The organism is Arthrobacter sp. KUASC02, assembly GCF_059739395.1.
Genome location: NZ_AP046053.1, coordinates 1,977,372 through 1,994,536, shown reverse-complemented (window position 1 = coordinate 1,994,536; position 17,165 = coordinate 1,977,372). Strand labels below are relative to the sequence as shown.

Genomic DNA, 17,165 nt, shown 5'->3' with positions numbered 1-17,165 from the left:
ACAGCCAGAGCCGCTGCTATCGGAGACTGATTGTGACTTTCATATCCAAGACCCAACATGCCGACGTCGTCCTGATTGGCGGCGGCATCATGAGCGCCACCCTGGGTGCGTTCATCAAGCAGCTCGAACCGAACTGGACCATCTCGCTGTTCGAACGGCTCGACGAAGCCGGCCTGGAAAGCTCAGGCCCGTGGAACAACGCAGGTACCGGCCACGCCGCGCTGTGTGAGCTTAACTACTCCCCCGCAGCCAAAGACGGCTCGGTTGATCCTTCCAAGGCACTGCACATCAACGAGCAGTTCCAGCTGTCCCGCCAGTTCTGGTCCCACCTGGTCAGCAACTCCCTCATCGGGTCCCCCAAGGGCTTCATCAACACCGTCCCGCACATGAGCTTTGTGATCGGGGACGCCAACGCCGACTTCCTGAAGGCCCGGTATGAGGCGCTGAAGCCGAATACCCTCTTCCGCTCGATGGAGTACTCCGAGGACCACGCGCAGATCGCCAAGTGGGCGCCGCTGATCGTCAAGGGCCGGGACGCCAAGCAGCGGATCGCTGCCACCCGCGCAGCCGAGGGGACCGACGTCGACTTCGGCGCCCTGACCCGCGAGCTGACCACGTACCTGGGCAACAACGGTGTGGAGATCAATTACGGCCACGACGTCAACGGCATCCGCCGTGCACCGGGCGGCGGCTGGGACCTCACGCTCAAGCACAAGCAGTCCGGCGAGCACGGCAACATCCGCGCCAAGTTCGTCTTCGTCGGCGCGGGCGGCGGCGCGCTCCACCTGCTGCAGGCCTCCGGAATTCCGGAGAGCAAGGGCTACGGCGGCTTCCCGGTCTCCGGCCAGTTCTTCCGCTGCACCGACGAGGCCCTCGCAGCCCAGCACAGCGCCAAGGTCTACGGCCAGGCCTCCGTCGGGGCACCGCCCATGTCCGTACCGCACCTGGACACCCGCTACGTCAACGGCAAGCGTTCACTGCTGTTCGGCCCGTATGCCGGGTTCTCCACCAACTTCCTCAAGAACGGCTCGTACCTGGACCTGCCGCTGTCCATCCGCCCGAGCAACATCATCCCGATGCTTGCCGTGGCCAAGGACAATATGGACCTCACGGCCTACCTGGTCAAGGAAGTGGCCAAGCGTCACGGCGACAAGGTCGAGGCCCTGCGCGAGTACTACCCCGAAGCAAAAGACGGCGATTGGGAACTCATCACCGCCGGCCAGCGTGTTCAGATCATCAAGAAGGACCCGAAGAAGGGCGGTGTCCTGCAGTTCGGCACCGAGGTGATCGCGGCACGCGACGGTTCCATCGGAGCGCTGCTGGGGGCTTCCCCGGGAGCATCCACCGCCGTTCCCATCATGATCGAACTCCTGCAGAAGTCCTTCCCCAAGGACTTCAAGGGCTGGCAGTCCAAGCTCAAGGAAATGATGCCCGGCTACGGCATCAAGCTCAACGACAACCCGGAGTTGGCCGCACAGCTGGAGGCAGAAACTGCCAAGGCCCTCCAGCTGGAAGCCGTGGACGCGCCCTCCAGCTGACGCCCTGCTCGGGTTACGGCCGGTTCCACCTCCAACCACTAGACCGTCAACCCACCAGGAGACCATGAGATGTACCGGCTGGCTAAACTTTCGCTGGCAAACAGGGCACTGATCGCGCTGATCACCGTCTTTGCGTCGGTGTTCGGCGTGATCACCATGTCCTCGCTGAAACAGGAGCTCATTCCCTCCATCGAGTTTCCGCAAATAACGGTCATCTCGGCCATGCCCGGGGCCTCGCCGGAAGTGGTGGACAAGCAGGTGAGCGGGCCCCTCGAGACCGCGCTTAATGGTGTCGAGGGGCTGGAGTCGACGTCGTCCACGTCCCGCACCGGCGTTTCCCAGATCACCATGGTGTTCACGTACGGTTCCAACCTGGACCGGGCACGGAACCAGATCGACCGTGCCATCTCCAATGCCAAGCGCGCGTTGCCCGACGACGTCCAGCCGCAGGCCATCGCGGGCAGCATCAGCGATTTCCCGATTGTCTTCCTGGCGGTCTCCTCCGACAAACCGCTCAGTGAGCTGAACGCCGATCTCCAGCGCCTCAGCGTCCCCCGCCTCCAGAAGCTCGACGGCGTCAGGGGCGCCGACGTCACCGGCGGTGCGTCCCAGCACATCCAGATCCTCCCCCGCCCCGAGGCCATGGCAGCCAAGGGCGCCACCCTCCAGTCCATCACCAACGCCCTGAAGAACAACGGGGCGCTGGTTCCGGCAGGCACCATCGAGGAACAGGGCAAAACGCTCTCGCTGCAGATCGGCAGCCCGGTGGACTCCCTGGACGCCGTCAAGGCCCTGCCGCTAGGTGGCGCCAGGGACGCCGCCACCATCGGCAGCGTGGCCGATGTCAGCATCAAGGACGACACACGCACCTCGATCACCCGGACCAACGGCAAGGAGACGCTTGCCCTCTCCGTGACGAAGAAGCCCGAGGGCGACACCGTGGCGATCTCCCACGCGGTGAAGGACTCCATCAGCCAGCTTGAAGCCGAGCTGGGATCCAACGCCAAGTTCACCCCGGTGTTCGACCAGGCCCCGTTCATCGAAAAGTCCATCAAGGACCTCACCACGGAGGGTCTCCTGGGCCTGGGCTTTGCCGTCGCGGTGATCCTGGTGTTCCTGATGTCCGTGCGGTCCACGCTGGTTACCGCCGTGTCCATCCCGCTCTCGCTGCTCATCACGTTCATCGGGCTCTCCGCCACGGGATACTCGCTGAACATCCTGACCCTCGGAGCACTCACCATCGCGATCGGACGCGTGGTGGACGACTCGATTGTGGTCATCGAGAACATCAAGCGGCACCTGAGCTATGGCGAAACCAAGCTCTCCGCCATCCTCACATCCATCCGGGAAGTCGCCGGTGCCATTACGGCATCCACCCTGACCACCGTGGCCGTCTTCCTCCCCATTGCCTTTGTCGGGGAACTGGCAGGCGAACTGTTCCGGCCCTTCGCCCTGACGGTGACCATAGCGCTGCTCTCGTCACTCCTGGTGTCCCTCACCATCGTTCCCGTCCTGGCGTACTGGTTCCTCAGGACGCCGGCCGGCAGTGCTGGCGCCGAGCTTTCCGCAGAGGCGGCCCGGGAAGCCGCCGCCAGGGCCCATGAGAAGGAGCAGCGTAGCCTGCTCCAGCGGGGCTACCTGCCAGTCCTCAACAAGACACAGAAACATCCGGTGGTGACACTCATCGCGGCTGTCCTGGTGCTCGGCGGAACGGCGGCCATGACCCCCCTGCTCGCCACCGACCTGCTGGGCCGCTCCGGCGAGAACAGCATGACGGTCCGGCAAGTCCTGCCCGCCGGAACCAGCCTCACGGACACCAGCGCGGCCGCCGTGAAGGTCGAGGAAGTCCTGCGGGACATCGACGGCATCAAGGACGTCCAGGTCACGTCAGGGAACGCACAGACGGGCTTCACCGCGCTGACGTCCAGCGGCGCTTCCAACTCCTCGTTCACGGTGGTCACCGAGGAGAAGGCCAACCAGGCCAGGCTCCAGGAAACCGTCCGCACCGAACTAGCCAAAATCAGTGACGTCGGCAAGATCTCTGTAGGCTCCCAGCAGGGCGGGTTCGGCACCACGTCCACGGTGGACATCACCCTGAAGGCGGCAAATTCCGCAGACCTCAGGGCGGCCAGCGACGCCATGGTCAAGGCCATGGAAGGCGTACCCGGCAGCACCGAGGTTGCCACCAACCTTGCGGCCAGCCAGCCGGTGGTCCAGGTCAAAGTGGACCGCGCCAAAGCCGTCGCGGCGGGGTTGAACGAGGAGCAGGTGGCAGGTGTCCTGGCCTCCACCATCAGCCCCTTGCCGGCCGGAACGGTGCGGATCGACACCAACGACTTCCCGGTCCAGATCGGCGAGGGAACCCGCTTCACCAGCGTTAGCGCCGTCCGGAACATCCCGCTGCCGGCCGCTGGCGGTGCCGTTACGCTGGGAAGCGTCGCTTCCGTGGAACAGGTGGACATCCCGGTGTCCATTACCGCCAGCAACGGCCAGCGGACCGCGCGGGTCTCGGTGACGCCGTCGGGCGCCAACCTTGGCGCCGTGAGCACAGAGGTGCAGAACCGGCTCAAGGGAGTGGAACTGCCCGCAGGCGTGACGGCGGAGATCGGCGGGGCCACCACCCAGCAGACAGAATCCTTCCAGCAGCTGGGCCTGGCCCTGCTCGCCGCCATCGCCATCGTGTACGTGATCATGGTGGCGGCGTTCAAATCGCTCATCCAGCCGCTCATCCTGCTGGTGTCCGTCCCGTTCGCCGCCACGGGAGCCATCGCGCTCCTCCTGGTGACCAGGGTGCCGTTGGGGCTGCCCTCCCTGATCGGCATGCTGATGCTGGTGGGCATCGTGGTGACCAACGCCATCGTCCTGATCGACCTCATCAACCAGTACAGGCAACCGCGGACCGGGCCCTCCGGAATGAAGGCCCCCGGAATGAGCGTGGCCGATGCCATCACGCACGGGGCCCGGCAGCGCCTCCGCCCCATCCTGATGACCGCGCTGGCCACCGTCTTCGCCCTGACGCCGATGGCGCTCGGCCTGACCGGCGGCGGCGGATTCATCTCCCAGCCGCTGGCGATCGTGGTGATCGGCGGCCTGGTGTCCTCGACGGCGCTGACGCTGGTGCTGGTACCGGTCCTGTACCGGCTGGTGGAAGGGCGCCGCGAGAAGAAAGCCCTACTCCGGGCAATGCACGAACGTCCGGACTTCGGCCCCCCGGACGACGTCGACGCCGAGTTCCGCGACTGGACAACGGGCATGGTGCCGAAGGTATCCGGCCGCCGCGCTGCGGCCGGCGAGCCCGAATAGCGGCGGTACACGAACGCCTTTCCGCAGCCGAACAACAGCCGTGCCCGTGCCACGAAGTGGCACGGGCACGGCCGTTTAAGCGTGCGGGAATATCCTGGCGTGCCTGACGTTACATCCACCGATAGATGCAAATGCATGTATATCGGGTACACTGAAACCAGACCCGAACAGTTCAGGAACGGAAGGCACATCATGCAGATCGGCGTATTCAGTGTCAGTGACATCACCACCGACCCCACCACGGGCCGCACGCCCACGGAGCACGAGCGCATCAAAGCGTCCGTAGCCATCGCCAAGAAGGTCGAAGAGATCGGCATGGATGTCTACGCCATCGGCGAGCACCACAACCGCCCGTTCTTCTCGTCCTCCCCCACCACCACGCTGGCCTACATCGCGGCGCAGACAGAACGCATCATCCTGTCCACGGCGACCACCCTGATCACCACCAACGATCCCGTGAAGATCGCCGAAGACTTTGCCATGCTGCAGCACCTCGCCGACGGCCGCGTGGACCTGGTGATGGGCCGCGGCAACACTGCACCGGTGTACCCCTGGTTCGGCAAGAACATCCAGGACGGCATCGAACTGGCCATCGAGAACTACAGCCTGCTGCGCAAGCTGTGGGACGAGGACACGGTGAACTGGTCCGGCAAGCACCGCACGCCGCTGCAGAACTTTACGTCCACACCCCGCCCGCTCGACGGCGTCGCCCCCTTCGTGTGGCACGGTTCCATCCGCACGCCGCAGATCGCCGAAGTGGCCGCGTACTACGGCGACGGCTTCTTTGCGAACAACATCTTCTGGCCCAAGGAGCACTACCAGCAGCTGATCGGCCTCTACCGCGAACGCTACGAGCACTACGGCCACGGCAAGGCCGACCAGGCGATCGTGGGCCTCGGCGGACAGTTCTTCATGCGCAAGAACTCGCAGGACGCCGTCAAGGAGTTCCGCCCGTACTTCGACAATGCCCCGGTCTACGGCCACGGACCCTCCCTGGAGGACTTCACCTCGCAGACCCCGCTGACCGTCGGCAGCCCGCAGGAAGTCATCGAAAAGACCCTGACGTTCCGTGAGTACTTCGGCGACTACCAGCGCCAGCTGTTCCTGATTGACCACGCCGGCCTGCCGCTGAAGACCGTGCTGGAACAGCTCGACCTGTTCGGCGAAGAGGTCCTGCCGGTCCTGCGCAAGGAGTACGCCGCCCTCACGCCCGCGCATGTGCCGGAACCGCCCACCCACGCCGGGCGGGTGGCAGCCCGGCTGGCCGCCCAGGTGCAGGAGGATGCAGTGACCAATCCGACAGCCCAGGACGCCTGATGAACGCCCAGCCAGGCGGCTCGCCCGTCAGACTCGCTGCGGAAACCTGGGAGTCGCTGTTCCGTGCCCAGGTGGCGGTGATGCGAAGGCTCCAGTCCGGCCCTGCCTTCAAGTCGCTGGCCGTCAACGAATACGACGTCCTTTTTACCCTCTCGCGCTGCCCCTCCGGCTGGCTGCGGTTGAATGAGCTGAATGACAACGTGCTCCTCAGCCAGTCCAGCCTCAGCAGGCTTGTGGAGAGGCTGGAGAAGCGGGGACTGGTGGAGCGTATGCCGGCACCTCAGGACGGACGCGGGGTCCTCCTGAAGCTGACAGATGCCGGGCGGGAGCTGCAGAAGCAGATCGGACGCGAGCATGTCCGCGACATTTCCGCGCTGATCACGCCGGCGCTCACCGCCAGTGAACAGCGCGAACTGCTGCGGCTTACCGAGAAACTGCGAGGGTCCCTGTCAGGGCGCTAGATGCTTAGCCAGGGCAGGCGTCAGGTTAGCGCGACGAGCCTGGCGGGGTCCTCCGCAGGCAGTTGCCCGTCCACTACTGCGGTCACCCGAAGTTCCCGCAGGGACAGGCTTCCGCCCACCGTGGACAGGAAGGCCGTGTCCGAGGAGTCCCGGCCCGCGGTGATCCTCAGCATGCTCTCGCGCGGGGCCAGCCCGGTGGGGTCGATGACATGCCAGGCGCCGTTGACATAGGCCTCTGCCACGGCATGGAAGTCCATCGGGCTCAGCCCGGGTGCGTATACCGCCACGAGCCTGGCCGGGACGTCCTTCGAGCGCAGGAGGGAAATGGCCAGGTGCGCGAAGTCCCGGCACACGCCGCGGCGGTTCAGGAGCGTCTCCACCGCCCCGTCGGTCCCCCGGGAGGAACCGCTGACGTAGCGAAGCTCGCTGAAGACCCAGTTGCGGACGGCCAGCAGGAGCTCTTCGCCCTGGAGCCCGCCGAATTCCGCGTAGGCCGTGGGCAGCAGCCGGTCGGACTCCGCGTAGCGGCTGGGCCGGACGTAGCGGATGAGTTCCATCCGGGTGGGCTCTTCCGGAAGGGCCAGCCCGGAAACCGTGGCCGAGTAGTCCACGGTCACCTCCGTGGGATCCGCGAACTCCATGTAATGGAAGCGGCCCCCGTGGTGGTCGGACAGCTCCGTCACCGGCACCGGGTCCGTGCCGGAGGTCACCGACAGCGTCTCCACGAGCGACGAATAGCCCGGATTCCTTGCGACGGCAACCGCCAGCGCGACTTTGGTTTCAGCTGCGGTCTTGAAGACGAGGCGGGCGGCCACGCTGCGTTCCATGTATCTCCGGGGTGTGAGGTAGTTGCCGAACAGTCCCCGGTGCCGGCCGGTTGGGTTTACGGGCGGGCGGCGGGACTAACTTTTGATCTTCAGAGACATTAGCATCCGCTGGACATTCGCAAATTCAGAGCCCTCGTTGACGTACCTGGCCGCCTGGTCCAGGGTGTCGAAAGCCTTGGCCGGGGCCACCTTCTCATCCGCGGCGAAGGCCCTGATCGCGGCCAGGTCACCGAACGAGACGTCGCCCTTGCCTTCGGGGCCACGGACCACGTTTTGCAGCGCGCACGCTTTGCCGTCGCTTCCTCCCACCACGTTGGTGATGCCGAAGGAGCCGAAGTACTTGTATCCCTGGATCACGCGGAACACCACGTGCGGGGTGATCAGCCCGTCGCCCTCACGGTGCGGCAGGTCCAGCGGAACACTGCTGACCACCACGTACGGCCTTCGGGCCGCGTCCGCGCAGGCAGCCGGGGATGGCGATGGCAGGCCGGTCTGAAGCGTTGCCAGATACGTGCCCTTGGCGTCCTTGACTTCGACCTTGAGGGCCCCCGGAAGCGTCCCCTGGTCCGGTGTGACCGACTGCGCGATCCAGTCCTGGGGCAGTTCGAAACTGACCACCTTGGCGGGGTCCGAAAAGACCTTCCACGCGGCGGCCGTCGCTCCGGCGGACGCGGATTCCGTACCGGACGCCGAAGGCTGTCCGCCGGTTGCGGAGGGTCCGGGAGTTGCGCCTGTTGCCGACGCCGACGGCGTTCCTCCCGCCGTCGAACTCTCGGACGGGCTGCTGCCCGCTGTCCAGGCCGGTTGCCCCTTGCCGTCGCCGCTGCATCCGGACATCACCGCGGCCGCAACAATGAACGCCGCGCCCAGCCGTGCCCTGCGGGCCATTGCCTTCCCTGTCATGAGGCAAGAGTAGCCGCGCGCCCGGCGCGGCCGCCGCCTTCGGGCCGGAGTGTTGACACACGGGCTTTCCCGCCCGCAAAGAGGGCTACGCTGGGGGCATGGCGGAACAGCACTTTGAGACGGAGCAGGACAGCGTGGCGGACATCTCGGCCCTGGACATTGCCGACTGGCGGGTCCGGACCTTCGCCATGTACCAAAACGTCCGCAGGATAGCCGTGGACAGCCCCGCCGAGGCGCACTCGTATTGGCGGCAGGAACGCGACAGGATGTTCGGCACCCACCCGGCGTCGGCACTCACCGCCGCCTCCAAAGCCACGTTCAGCGGCCTCCGGACAGCGGACTACGATCCCATCTACAGGTTCCACGTGCGCCTGACGAAAGAGGGAGCCGGCCGGGAAATGAACGTTGAGACGGGCACCGACGGGGTGGTCAGGTTTGTCCGCCTGGGCACCTTCGATCTTCCCGAGATGGGCCAGCTGGCCGTCTGGAAGCTGCACGGTTACGGCGGCGGCATCTTCGTGCCGTTCCGGGATGCGACGGCGGGTCAGCCCGGCGGCAGCTACGGCGCCGGACGCTACCTGCTGGACACGATCAAGGGCGCCTTCCACGGCGTGCTGGGATCAGGGCCGGACGCCGAGTTCATCCTGGACTTCAACTTCGCCTACAACCCTTCCTGCGCCTACAACGAGGCCTGGGCCTGCCCGCTGGCCGGCCCGTCCAACCGGCTGGCCGTGGAGATCCCGGTCGGCGAACTGTACTGACGGGCCCCCGCCACAATGGCGGGCGGGCGACACACTCCGCCAACACGTCCCGGCGGGACGTAGGATGTCTTGATGACCGCACCGACACGCCGCATTGCCCGCGTCCACCCCCACTCCGCCGCCTCGGAGCTGGAACACTTCTTCGTTGCCAATGACGCTCCGGACTTCGGCAGCGAAGCAGGCAAACTCTGGACTGTTATCGACAGCCCCTTCCCCGGGTCACTGGCGAACGCTTCGGCCGCCCCGCGGGCAGGCTGGCAGCCCGGCTCCACTGTCGGCGAAGACGCATTCACCTTCCTGGCCCCCAGTGTTCCGGCCAACGTGCTGGGCATGGCGCACAACACGGGCCGGGCGGGCCGGGACCTTCCTCCGCAGGCCTTCCACAAGGCGGCCACCAGCGTGGTGGGACCGGGCGATGCCATTGAACTCGCGCCAGGAGTGGGGCATGTGGACCCGGAGGCCGAGCTGACCGTCGTCATCGGGCGCAAGGCACGCGGGTTGACGCCGGAGAAGGCACGGGAGGCCGTCCTCGGCTTCACCATCGGCAACGACGTCACTGCCAGGGACCTGCAGAAAGCGGACGAGCTGTGGATCAGCGCCAAGAGCCAGGACACGTTCACGCCGGTGGGACCGTGGATCGTGACAGGCCTGGACCCCGTCCTGGACAGCGCGGCCCTTTCCATCGGGATTGTGCACAACGGCACCGAACTACGGGCTGCCAGTTCCGCGGACCTCGGCTGGGGCGTGGACGAAATCCTGGTTTATCTGACGTCCTTCATGACGCTCCACCCCGGCGACCTGGTCCTCACCGGGTTCCCTGCCGAAACGGCGCAGCTGCACCGCGGTGACACCGTCACCTGCCGGGTGGAAGGAATCGGCGAACTGACGAATCCGGTCAGGGACGCCGCCTGACCGGATCCGTAGGCACGGTGTGGCAGGCTTGAGCGATGGAATCACCTGCCGCGGCCACCGTCCCGCTGACGCAACAGTCCGGTTCCACCACCCCAGCACGGCGCCCGCCGGCCACGAAGCACTACCGTGGCATCCTGCGGTTCCCCGCCGTCCGGCAGCTCATCCGTTTCACCGGTGTGGGGATTGTGTGCACGGTGACCTCGCTTGCCCTGTACGCACTGCTCCGGCCCTGGCTGGGGCCGCAGCTGGCCAACGCCGCGGCGCTGATCATCACCTCGGTGATGAACACTGCCCTTAACCGGCGGCTCACGTTCAAAATTGCCGGACGCAGCAAGGCCGGCAGGGACCACCTGAGCGGCTTGGTGGTCATCGTGATTGCGCTGGTGCTCACCGGCGGCAGCCTCGGAGTGCTGCACTGGTTCAATCCTGACGCGAGCATGTCCGATGAGTTGTGGACCACCACATTGTCCGGCTTCGCGGCCACTGCAGTGCGCTTTGCGCTGCTGCGGCACTGGATCTTCCGCCGCGCACGGCACCGCTGACGGCACTTCCAACGGCACCGCTAGCGGATGCCCAGCGTCTGTACGCTTCCCACCGCGTTCCGGACGGCCAGGGCTGCTTCGTGCAGTTCCGCCGCCGTCACCGAGGCATCAAAGCTGAAGCGGACGGCGGTCTGGGCGACCTCTGACGGAATCCCCATCGCCAGCAGCACCGGCGAGGCGGCATCGGATCCGGCCGCGCAGGCGGACCCGCTGGAGCACACCACGCCTTGCCGTTCCAGTTCAAGGAGCACCGATTCGCCGCTGGTCCCCGGGAAGCAGAACGAAGCCACCGAGGGCAGCCGCTCGGCCGGGTGTCCCGTCAGCTGCGCGCCGGGCACGCCGGCCAGGACTTCGCGGATAAAGTCGTCCCGCAGGGCTTCTGCGTGTTCCCGACCGGGGCGGACCAGCGCCAGCGCGGTGGCCAATGCCACGGCGCCGGCCACATTCTCGGTCCCGGAGCGGCGGCCGCGTTCCTGCCCGCCGCCATGAAGCAGCGGTTCAACCCGCGTGCGGCTCCGCACGAACAGCGCCCCGTTGCCCTTCGGTGCACCCAGCTTGTGGCCGGAGATGCTCATGGCGTCCACACCGAGGAACTTCGTATCCAGTGGAAGCCAGCCCGCGGCCTGCACAGCGTCCGTGTGGAACGGGATGCCCTTCTCACGGCACAGCGCGGCGAGTTCACGGATTGGCTGGACCGTTCCCACTTCATTGTTCGCGTACATCACGCTGACCAGCGCGGTTTCCGGACGGAGGACAGCGGCGAGAGCATCGGGTGTCACTTGCCCGAAGCCGTCCACCGGGACGGTGTCCACGGCAAAACCGTGGAACCGTTCCAGGTACCGTGCCGATTCTTCCACGGCGGGATGTTCGACGGCGCTGATCACCACGCGGTTGAGGACCGGGTCCGCAGCCTGCCGTGCCAGGGCAATTCCCTTGACGGCCAGGTTGTCCGCCTCAGTGCCGCCTGAGGTGAAGGTAATCTCCGCGGGCCGGCAGTTCAGCGCCCGGGCCGTGGCCGTGCGGGCGCCGGCGAGCGCCGAGGCGGCGGACTCACCGAGCGAGTGGTGGCTCGACGGGTTTCCGAAGTCGCCGGTGAGGTAGGGCCACATGGCTTCCAGCACTTCGCGGCGGACCGGCGTGGTTGCTGCGGCGTCCAGGAAGATCATGGCGGGTTCAGCCCACCGTCAGTTCAACGTCAGTCAGTTGAATGTCGAGGCCCAGGTCGAGGGCGATGACACTGTGGGTGAGGCCGCCGATGGAAATGACGTCCACACCGGTGGCCGCGATTGCTGCCACCGTACCGAGGTTGACGTTGCCGCTGGCTTCCACCCGGGCCCGGCCGTCCACAAGCGCCACACCGGCGGCCAGTTCCTCCAGCGTGAAGTTGTCCAGCATAATCGTGTCCACTCCCGCGGCGAGCACAGGCTCCACCTGCTCCATCCGGTCCACTTCAACCTCGAAGTGCGTGGTGTGGCCGAGCTGCGCCTTCGCGGACTTCAGCACTGCAGTGAGTTTAACCGGGTCCCCGCCCGTGATGACCGCGAGGTGGTTGTCCTTGGCCAGCACGGCATCGGACAGGCTGAAGCGGTGGTTGGCTCCGCCGCCGCAGCGCACTGCGTAGCGTTCCAGCACGCGCAGGCCCGGCGTCGTTTTCCGGGTGTCGGTGATCCGGGCCTTGGTTCCCTGGACAAGGTCCACGAATTCCGCCGTTTTTGTCGCGATCGCACTCATCCTCTGGACCAGGTTCAGGCCCACGCGCTCGGCCAGCAGGACTGCCCGGGCGTTGCCGGTCACCCTGGCCAGCGGCGTACCTGCGCCGAACCTTTCGCCGTCCGCCACCAGCAGTTCGACGACGGCGTCCGGGTCCGTGAGTTTCATGGCGGCAGCGAACACGGCTCCCCCGCTCAGGACACCCGGGACACGGGCGTTCAGCACCGCCGTCGCGCGTGCCTGCGCCGGAATCAGGACCTGCGAGGTGATGTCACCGTAGGGGGCATCCTCGGCGAGCGCGGCGCGCAGCACACCCAGCACGGCCGCTTCGGGGAGGCTGCCGGTGAGCTCAACGCCCGTCCGGGCCGGTATTTCCTGGGCGGTGGTGGTCATGAGGAAATCCTTTGCATCGAAGGTGAAGGGGCGGCCGCGGGATCCGTATCCGCCCGGTAGTGGGCGCCCACGGAGGCAGTCCGGTTCCGGGCGGCCTCCACGAGCAGCCGGGCGGCCAGCAGCAGGTTGCGGTCTTCAAACTCCCGCGGGTCCCTGGGCTCGGTGGCACCGATGGAGTCGGCCCACCGGGCCAACCGAGCGGCAGCGGCATCGAGTTCAGGACCCGTCCGCAACACCCCAGCAGCACCTGTCATCAACCGCCCCAGAGCGTCCCGGGAAAACGCCCCGGGATCAGGCACAAACTTCATATCAGCCTCGAGAACGCTGACCGGGGACGTTTTTGGAGCGGCACCCAGGGCGACCTGTCCGCCGTCGTTCGAGGGTGTTCCGGAAGCGCGCGTCAAGGTGAGGCCGCCAGCGGCCGAGACAGCACGCGGAGGAACAGCGTCGCACGACGCCCCAGGCGAGTCGTGCGACGGCTCACCAAGGAAGGCCTCCACGGCACGCCGCCCGAAGACCAACCCTTCGAGCAGCGAGTTGCTGGCCAGCCGGTTGGCGCCCTGGGCGCCGGTGCAGGCCACTTCACCCGCTGCGTAGAGTCCCGGGACGGTGGTCCGTCCGTCCAGGTCTGTGGCCACACCGCCCATCCAGTAGTGGGCTGCCGGAGACACCGGAAGCGGTTCGGCCGTCCAGTCGTATCCTGCCGCGGCCGTGGCGGCGGTAATCGTGGGGAACCGCCGCGCCAGGAAGCCGGAGCCCTTGGCGGCAGCAATGCCCCGGGCGTCCAGGAACACCGGGCTGTCCGCCGGGGCCCCGGTCCGGGCCAGGTGCAGCGCGATGCTGCGGGAGACGACGTCGCGCGGTGCAAGTTCGGCGTCGGGGTGATAGTCCGGCATAAAGCGGTGGCCGTCGGCATCGAGAAGCACCGCACCCTCGCCGCGGACGGCTTCGGACACGAGGAGCGGCGGCGGACCGCCCGCCGTCTCCGTCATCGCCATGGTGGTGGGGTGGAACTGGAAGAACTCGAGATCGCTCACGGCGGCGCCTGCGCGCCAGGCCAGCGCCAGGCCGTCGGCCGTGGCTACCGAGGGGTTGCTGGTGCGTGCGAAAATCCTTCCGGCACCGCCGGTGGCGAGGAGCACGCCAGTGGCTGCCAGGTGCTTGAGTTCGCCGTTCTGCAGGTAGGTCACGCCGGTGACCCGGCCGTCCGCCGTCGTCAGTTCCGTGACGAATGCGCCTGTTTCCAGCCGGAGCCGGCCGGACACCGCCCGTTTCAGGACCGCGGCGATCAGTCCGCGGGCAATGCGGGCGCCGGTGGCGTCCCCGCCGGCGTGCAGGATGCGCGGCGCCGAGTGGGCAGCTTCCAGTCCCAGTGCGGTGTCGCCCTGCGCGTCGGCATCGAAGGTGACCCCGTACCGGCGCAGCCCGGCGATGTCCCGCACCGCCTCCGAGCAGAGGATCCGCACGGCCTCCAGGTTGTTCAGGCCGGCCCCGGCTGCCAGCGTGTCGGCCATATGGGCCTCCACCGAGTCGCCGGGCGCGGCTTCGCCCGGTTCCAGCACGGCCGACACGCCGCCCTGGGCGTAAAAGGTGTTGCTGTGCTCCAGCTGCCCCTTGCTGAGCAGGACCACTTCCGCTGCGGAGCCGTCGTCGGCGTCGGCCGCCAGAAGCGCCGCGTAGAGTCCGGCAATACCGCTGCCGGCAACCACAAGCCGCCTGGTCACGGCCGCGCCGCCAGCATCCGCTCGAGGGCCACGCGCGCCGGAGCGGCAACGTCATCATCCACAGTGATGCGGTTGAGGACTTCGCCGTTGACCAGCGCTTCCAGCACCCAGGCCAGGTAGCCCGGGTGGATCCGGTACATGGTGGAGCAGGGGCAAATGACCGGGTCCAGGCAGAAGATGGTGTGCTGCGGGTATTCTGCCGCCAGCCGGTTGACCATGTTGATCTCGGTGCCGATCGCAAACGTGGTGGGTTCCGTGGCGGCGGCAATAGCCTTCCGGATGAAGTCGGTGGAGCCGGCGGAATCGGCGGCGTCCACCACCTCCATGGGGCACTCCGGGTGCACAATCACGTTGACGCCCGGGAAGTCGGCGCGAGCCTTCTCGATCTGCCCCACGTTGAAGCGCTTGTGCACCGAGCAGAAGCCGTGCCAGAGGATCACGCGGGAATCCAGCAGGGTCTGTTCGTCGTTGCCGCCAAGGTCCTTGCGCGGGTTCCACATGGGCATCTGCTCCATCGGCACGCCCATGGCCTTGGCGGTGTTGCGGCCCAGGTGCTGGTCGGGGAAGAACAGGACCCGCTGGCCGCGCTGGAAGGCCCATTCGAGCACGGTGGCGGCGTTGGAGGACGTGCAGACGATGCCGCCGTGGTCCCCGCAGAAGCCTTTGAGCGCCGCGGAGGAGTTCATGTAGGTGACGGGGATGACCGGAACCCGGCCGTCGGCGTCGGGTTCGGTGCCGTAGAGCTCTTCGAGCTGCTCCCAGCAGTCAGTCACGGAATCGATGTCCGCCATGTCCGCCATGGAGCAGCCCGCTGCAAGGTTCGGCAGGATGACTGCCTGGTCCGGCTTCGACAGGATGTCCGCGGTTTCGGCCATGAAGTGGACGCCGCAGAAGATGATGGCCTCGGCGTCCGGCCGGGTCAGCGCGGCATTGGCCAACTGGAAGGAGTCGCCCACGAAATCGGCGTACTCAATCACCTCGTCCCGCTGGTAGAAGTGTCCGAGGATGACCGCCTTGTCCCCGAGGGCAGCCTTGGCCGCCCGGATGCGGGTGTCCAGTTCGGCGTCGCTGGCCTTCTTGTATTCCTCGGGCAGCTGCCCCTGGCGCGGGGTGGCCGCGGGGGCGACGTCCGAGCTGGAAGCACCCGGGCCGTACGCGGGCACACCGGCGAGGGCCTCGGCGAGATCGTAATCCCATGGCCCGCGGGCCAGTGCCGGGCTGCAGGTGGAGGCGGCTGTTGCAATACCTGTGGCACTGCTGGCGGCCTGTTCGCGAGTGATCAACTGGATTGCCGTGTTGACGCTGCTCATGGTGTGCTCCTGTTATCTGGGTCAAGGCCGGGGCGGCCGGTAAAGCGGTAGAGGCGGGGAGGGCGGTGTTTTCCGCCCTGCAGGTATTCGCCGGTTTCTTCGATTTCCGGCGTGGACTTGAGCTGGCGGCGGAAATTCGCGGGATCCAGCTCCCGGTCAAGGACGGCTTCGTAGACCTCCCGGACCTGGGCCAGGGTGAAGTACTCCCCCAGCAGGTGGTAGGCCACCGAACCGTAGGCCAGCTTGTTGCGCAGGCGCCCGAGGGCATAGTCCACGATCGCGTTGTGGTCGAAGGCCAGCTCTCCCAGGCGGTCTGCCCGGAACCACTTGACGTTCTCTGATTCGTCGGCGAGCGCGGCTTCCGTCGGCTGGACCAGCGCCCAGTACACGATGGACACCACACGCTGGGACGGCGAGCGGTGCAGGCCGCCGAAGGCGTAGAGCTGTTCGAGGTAGTTCGGCGCCAGCCCGGTGGTTTCCCGCAGGTTCCGCGACGCCGCGTCCTGAAGGGATTCAGCGTGGGTCAGCGGGCCTCCGGGCAGTGCCCACAGATCCTTGAACGGCTCACGGATGCGGCGTACCAGCGGGAGCCACAGCGTGGGCCGCCCGGATTTCTCGCTGGGACGGAGGGCGAAGATCACCGTGGAAATGGCGAGCGACGGCGGTGCGGCCTGGCGCTCGGCAACGTTGGCAGAGCTTGTATACACGGCGGTTCACCCCGCTTTCTTCGCACGCGACGGTGCCTCTGGGCTTCGACCGGTGACCCGTCCGCGGGTACTCCGGTTAGTTATAGTCAATATGACTAGAACTAATGGTACGACTGCAGGGCCCCTACACAAAATGCTTCAGGTCACATTGCGGCTGCCGCTTCGAGCAGCGGCAGCGTCCGGCCCTGGAAGTGTGTGTTCAGGACAATCACGGACGAGGACCTCAGCACGGTCTTCGTGGCGATCATGGCATCAAGGACACGCTGCAGGTCGGGGTTGGACCGCGCCGCGATCCGAGCCATCAGGTCCGAGCTGCCGGAAACGGTGTGGATCTCGATCAGTTCAGGAATCCCTGCCAGCGCTTCGACCACGGCATCGTGCCCCAGGTCCTGGTTGATGGTGAGCGAGCAGAACGCCACCACCGGGTAGCCGAAATGGGAGGGGTCCGGCTGCGGCACCCACGAACCGATGACTCCTCCGGCCGTCATCCGGTCCAGCCGGGACTGGACGGTGGCGCGGGCGATCTTCAGGACGCGCGAGGCTTCCAGCACCGACGCCCTGGGCGAATCCGTGAAGAATCGGACAATTTTGGCGTCCATTGCGTCCACATTCATTGATTTCCCTTTCAGCCCGGCCCAATAGTTTACAAATCGCCGCACAAGCGGGCGATACTAATGCAAACTGCCACCATGCTCTCACGGAAGCTGTGCGAGGAGGCCCGCGCGGGACGGTAAATTCAATATGTCCCAAAAGGACC

Annotated in this window: 15 protein-coding genes; 7 read left to right on the top strand and 8 right to left on the bottom strand. The window is 66.7% G+C overall.

Going from position 1 to position 17,165, the window contains the following annotated elements:
- Window positions 1–32 precede the first annotated feature (32 nt).
- The 4 genes from AC6JAC_RS09105 (at window position 33) to AC6JAC_RS09090 (ending at window position 6,619) form a co-directional block, all read left to right on the top strand.
- Entirely contained in the window at window positions 33–1,538 is a 1,506-nt protein-coding gene (locus AC6JAC_RS09105; RefSeq protein WP_028271600.1) for a malate:quinone oxidoreductase, read from the top strand.
- Between the two features lie 69 nt (window positions 1,539–1,607).
- Window positions 1,608–4,841 (top strand): efflux RND transporter permease subunit, encoded by a 3,234-nt coding sequence (locus AC6JAC_RS09100; RefSeq protein WP_497964379.1) that lies wholly within the window; start codon window positions 1,608–1,610, stop codon window positions 4,839–4,841.
- A gap of 192 nt (window positions 4,842–5,033) precedes the next feature.
- Window positions 5,034–6,158, top strand: coding sequence for an LLM class flavin-dependent oxidoreductase (locus AC6JAC_RS09095; protein WP_028271598.1), 1,125 nt, complete (start codon window positions 5,034–5,036; stop codon window positions 6,156–6,158).
- Window positions 6,158–6,619 (top strand): MarR family winged helix-turn-helix transcriptional regulator, encoded by a 462-nt coding sequence (locus AC6JAC_RS09090; RefSeq protein ID WP_347895494.1) that lies wholly within the window; start codon window positions 6,158–6,160, stop codon window positions 6,617–6,619. The genes AC6JAC_RS09095 and AC6JAC_RS09090 overlap by 1 nt, the downstream gene beginning before the upstream one ends.
- Window positions 6,620–6,639: 20 nt before the next feature.
- On the opposite strand, the gene AC6JAC_RS09085 is transcribed toward AC6JAC_RS09090, so the two are convergent.
- Both AC6JAC_RS09085 and AC6JAC_RS09080 read right to left on the bottom strand, forming a co-directional pair.
- Entirely contained in the window at window positions 6,640–7,446 is an 807-nt protein-coding gene (locus AC6JAC_RS09085; protein ID WP_028271596.1) for a transglutaminase-like domain-containing protein, read from the bottom strand.
- A gap of 75 nt (window positions 7,447–7,521) precedes the next feature.
- Window positions 7,522–8,349 (bottom strand): hypothetical protein, encoded by an 828-nt coding sequence (locus AC6JAC_RS09080; protein WP_028271595.1) that lies wholly within the window; start codon window positions 8,347–8,349, stop codon window positions 7,522–7,524.
- A gap of 98 nt (window positions 8,350–8,447) precedes the next feature.
- On the opposite strand from AC6JAC_RS09080, the gene AC6JAC_RS09075 reads away from it, so the two are divergent.
- The 3 genes from AC6JAC_RS09075 (at window position 8,448) to AC6JAC_RS09065 (ending at window position 10,564) form a co-directional block, all read left to right on the top strand.
- Window positions 8,448–9,110 (top strand): DUF1684 domain-containing protein, encoded by a 663-nt coding sequence (locus tag AC6JAC_RS09075; RefSeq protein WP_347895500.1) that lies wholly within the window; start codon window positions 8,448–8,450, stop codon window positions 9,108–9,110.
- Window positions 9,111–9,182: 72 nt separating this feature from the next.
- Window positions 9,183–10,022 carry a fumarylacetoacetate hydrolase family protein gene (locus AC6JAC_RS09070; protein ID WP_497964376.1) on the top strand — a complete coding sequence of 280 codons (840 nt, stop codon included), beginning with the start codon at window positions 9,183–9,185 and terminating at the stop codon, window positions 10,020–10,022.
- Window positions 10,023–10,057: 35 nt separating this feature from the next.
- Window positions 10,058–10,564, top strand: a complete 507-nt coding sequence (locus tag AC6JAC_RS09065; RefSeq protein ID WP_028272973.1) for a GtrA family protein — start codon at window positions 10,058–10,060, stop codon at window positions 10,562–10,564.
- A gap of 20 nt (window positions 10,565–10,584) precedes the next feature.
- On the opposite strand, the gene AC6JAC_RS09060 is transcribed toward AC6JAC_RS09065, so the two are convergent.
- The 6 genes from AC6JAC_RS09060 to AC6JAC_RS09035 form a co-directional block, all read right to left on the bottom strand.
- On the bottom strand, window positions 10,585–11,730 hold the full coding sequence (locus AC6JAC_RS09060; RefSeq protein ID WP_497964374.1) for a cysteine desulfurase family protein: 1,146 nt from the start codon (window positions 11,728–11,730) through the stop codon (window positions 10,585–10,587).
- A 7-nt stretch (window positions 11,731–11,737) separates the two neighbouring features.
- Window positions 11,738–12,667, bottom strand: a complete 930-nt coding sequence (gene nadC, locus AC6JAC_RS09055) for a carboxylating nicotinate-nucleotide diphosphorylase (RefSeq protein ID WP_028272971.1) — start codon at window positions 12,665–12,667, stop codon at window positions 11,738–11,740.
- On the bottom strand, window positions 12,664–14,391 hold the full coding sequence (locus AC6JAC_RS09050; protein ID WP_497964372.1) for an L-aspartate oxidase: 1,728 nt from the start codon (window positions 14,389–14,391) through the stop codon (window positions 12,664–12,666). The genes nadC and AC6JAC_RS09050 overlap by 4 nt, the downstream gene beginning before the upstream one ends.
- Complete coding sequence (nadA, locus tag AC6JAC_RS09045; RefSeq protein ID WP_454698855.1) at window positions 14,388–15,701, bottom strand: quinolinate synthase NadA; 1,314 nt, start codon at window positions 15,699–15,701, stop codon at window positions 14,388–14,390. The genes AC6JAC_RS09050 and nadA overlap by 4 nt, the downstream gene beginning before the upstream one ends.
- Window positions 15,698–16,408, bottom strand: a complete 711-nt coding sequence (locus tag AC6JAC_RS09040) for an NUDIX hydrolase (protein WP_347895511.1) — start codon at window positions 16,406–16,408, stop codon at window positions 15,698–15,700. Before AC6JAC_RS09040 ends, nadA begins: the two co-directional genes overlap by 4 nt.
- 143 nt (window positions 16,409–16,551) lie before the next feature.
- Window positions 16,552–17,022, bottom strand: coding sequence for an Lrp/AsnC family transcriptional regulator (locus AC6JAC_RS09035; protein WP_055796136.1), 471 nt, complete (start codon window positions 17,020–17,022; stop codon window positions 16,552–16,554).
- Window positions 17,023–17,165: the final 143 nt, after the last annotated feature.

Coding starts and splice junctions, on each gene's coding strand:
- AC6JAC_RS09100 (WP_497964379.1), top strand. CDS start 1,608: ATGTACCGGCTGGCTAAACTTTCGCTGGCAAACAGGGCACTGATCGCG.
- AC6JAC_RS09095 (WP_028271598.1), top strand. CDS start 5,034: ATGCAGATCGGCGTATTCAGTGTCAGTGACATCACCACCGACCCCACC.
- AC6JAC_RS09090 (WP_347895494.1), top strand. CDS start 6,158: ATGAACGCCCAGCCAGGCGGCTCGCCCGTCAGACTCGCTGCGGAAACC.
- AC6JAC_RS09085 (WP_028271596.1), bottom strand. CDS start 7,446: ATGGAACGCAGCGTGGCCGCCCGCCTCGTCTTCAAGACCGCAGCTGAA.
- AC6JAC_RS09080 (WP_028271595.1), bottom strand. CDS start 8,349: ATGACAGGGAAGGCAATGGCCCGCAGGGCACGGCTGGGCGCGGCGTTC.
- AC6JAC_RS09075 (WP_347895500.1), top strand. CDS start 8,448: ATGGCGGAACAGCACTTTGAGACGGAGCAGGACAGCGTGGCGGACATC.
- AC6JAC_RS09070 (WP_497964376.1), top strand. CDS start 9,183: ATGACCGCACCGACACGCCGCATTGCCCGCGTCCACCCCCACTCCGCC.
- AC6JAC_RS09065 (WP_028272973.1), top strand. CDS start 10,058: ATGGAATCACCTGCCGCGGCCACCGTCCCGCTGACGCAACAGTCCGGT.
- AC6JAC_RS09060 (WP_497964374.1), bottom strand. CDS start 11,730: ATGATCTTCCTGGACGCCGCAGCAACCACGCCGGTCCGCCGCGAAGTG.
- nadC (WP_028272971.1), bottom strand. CDS start 12,667: ATGACCACCACCGCCCAGGAAATACCGGCCCGGACGGGCGTTGAGCTC.
- nadA (WP_454698855.1), bottom strand. CDS start 15,701: ATGAGCAGCGTCAACACGGCAATCCAGTTGATCACTCGCGAACAGGCC.
- AC6JAC_RS09035 (WP_055796136.1), bottom strand. CDS start 17,022: ATGAATGTGGACGCAATGGACGCCAAAATTGTCCGATTCTTCACGGAT.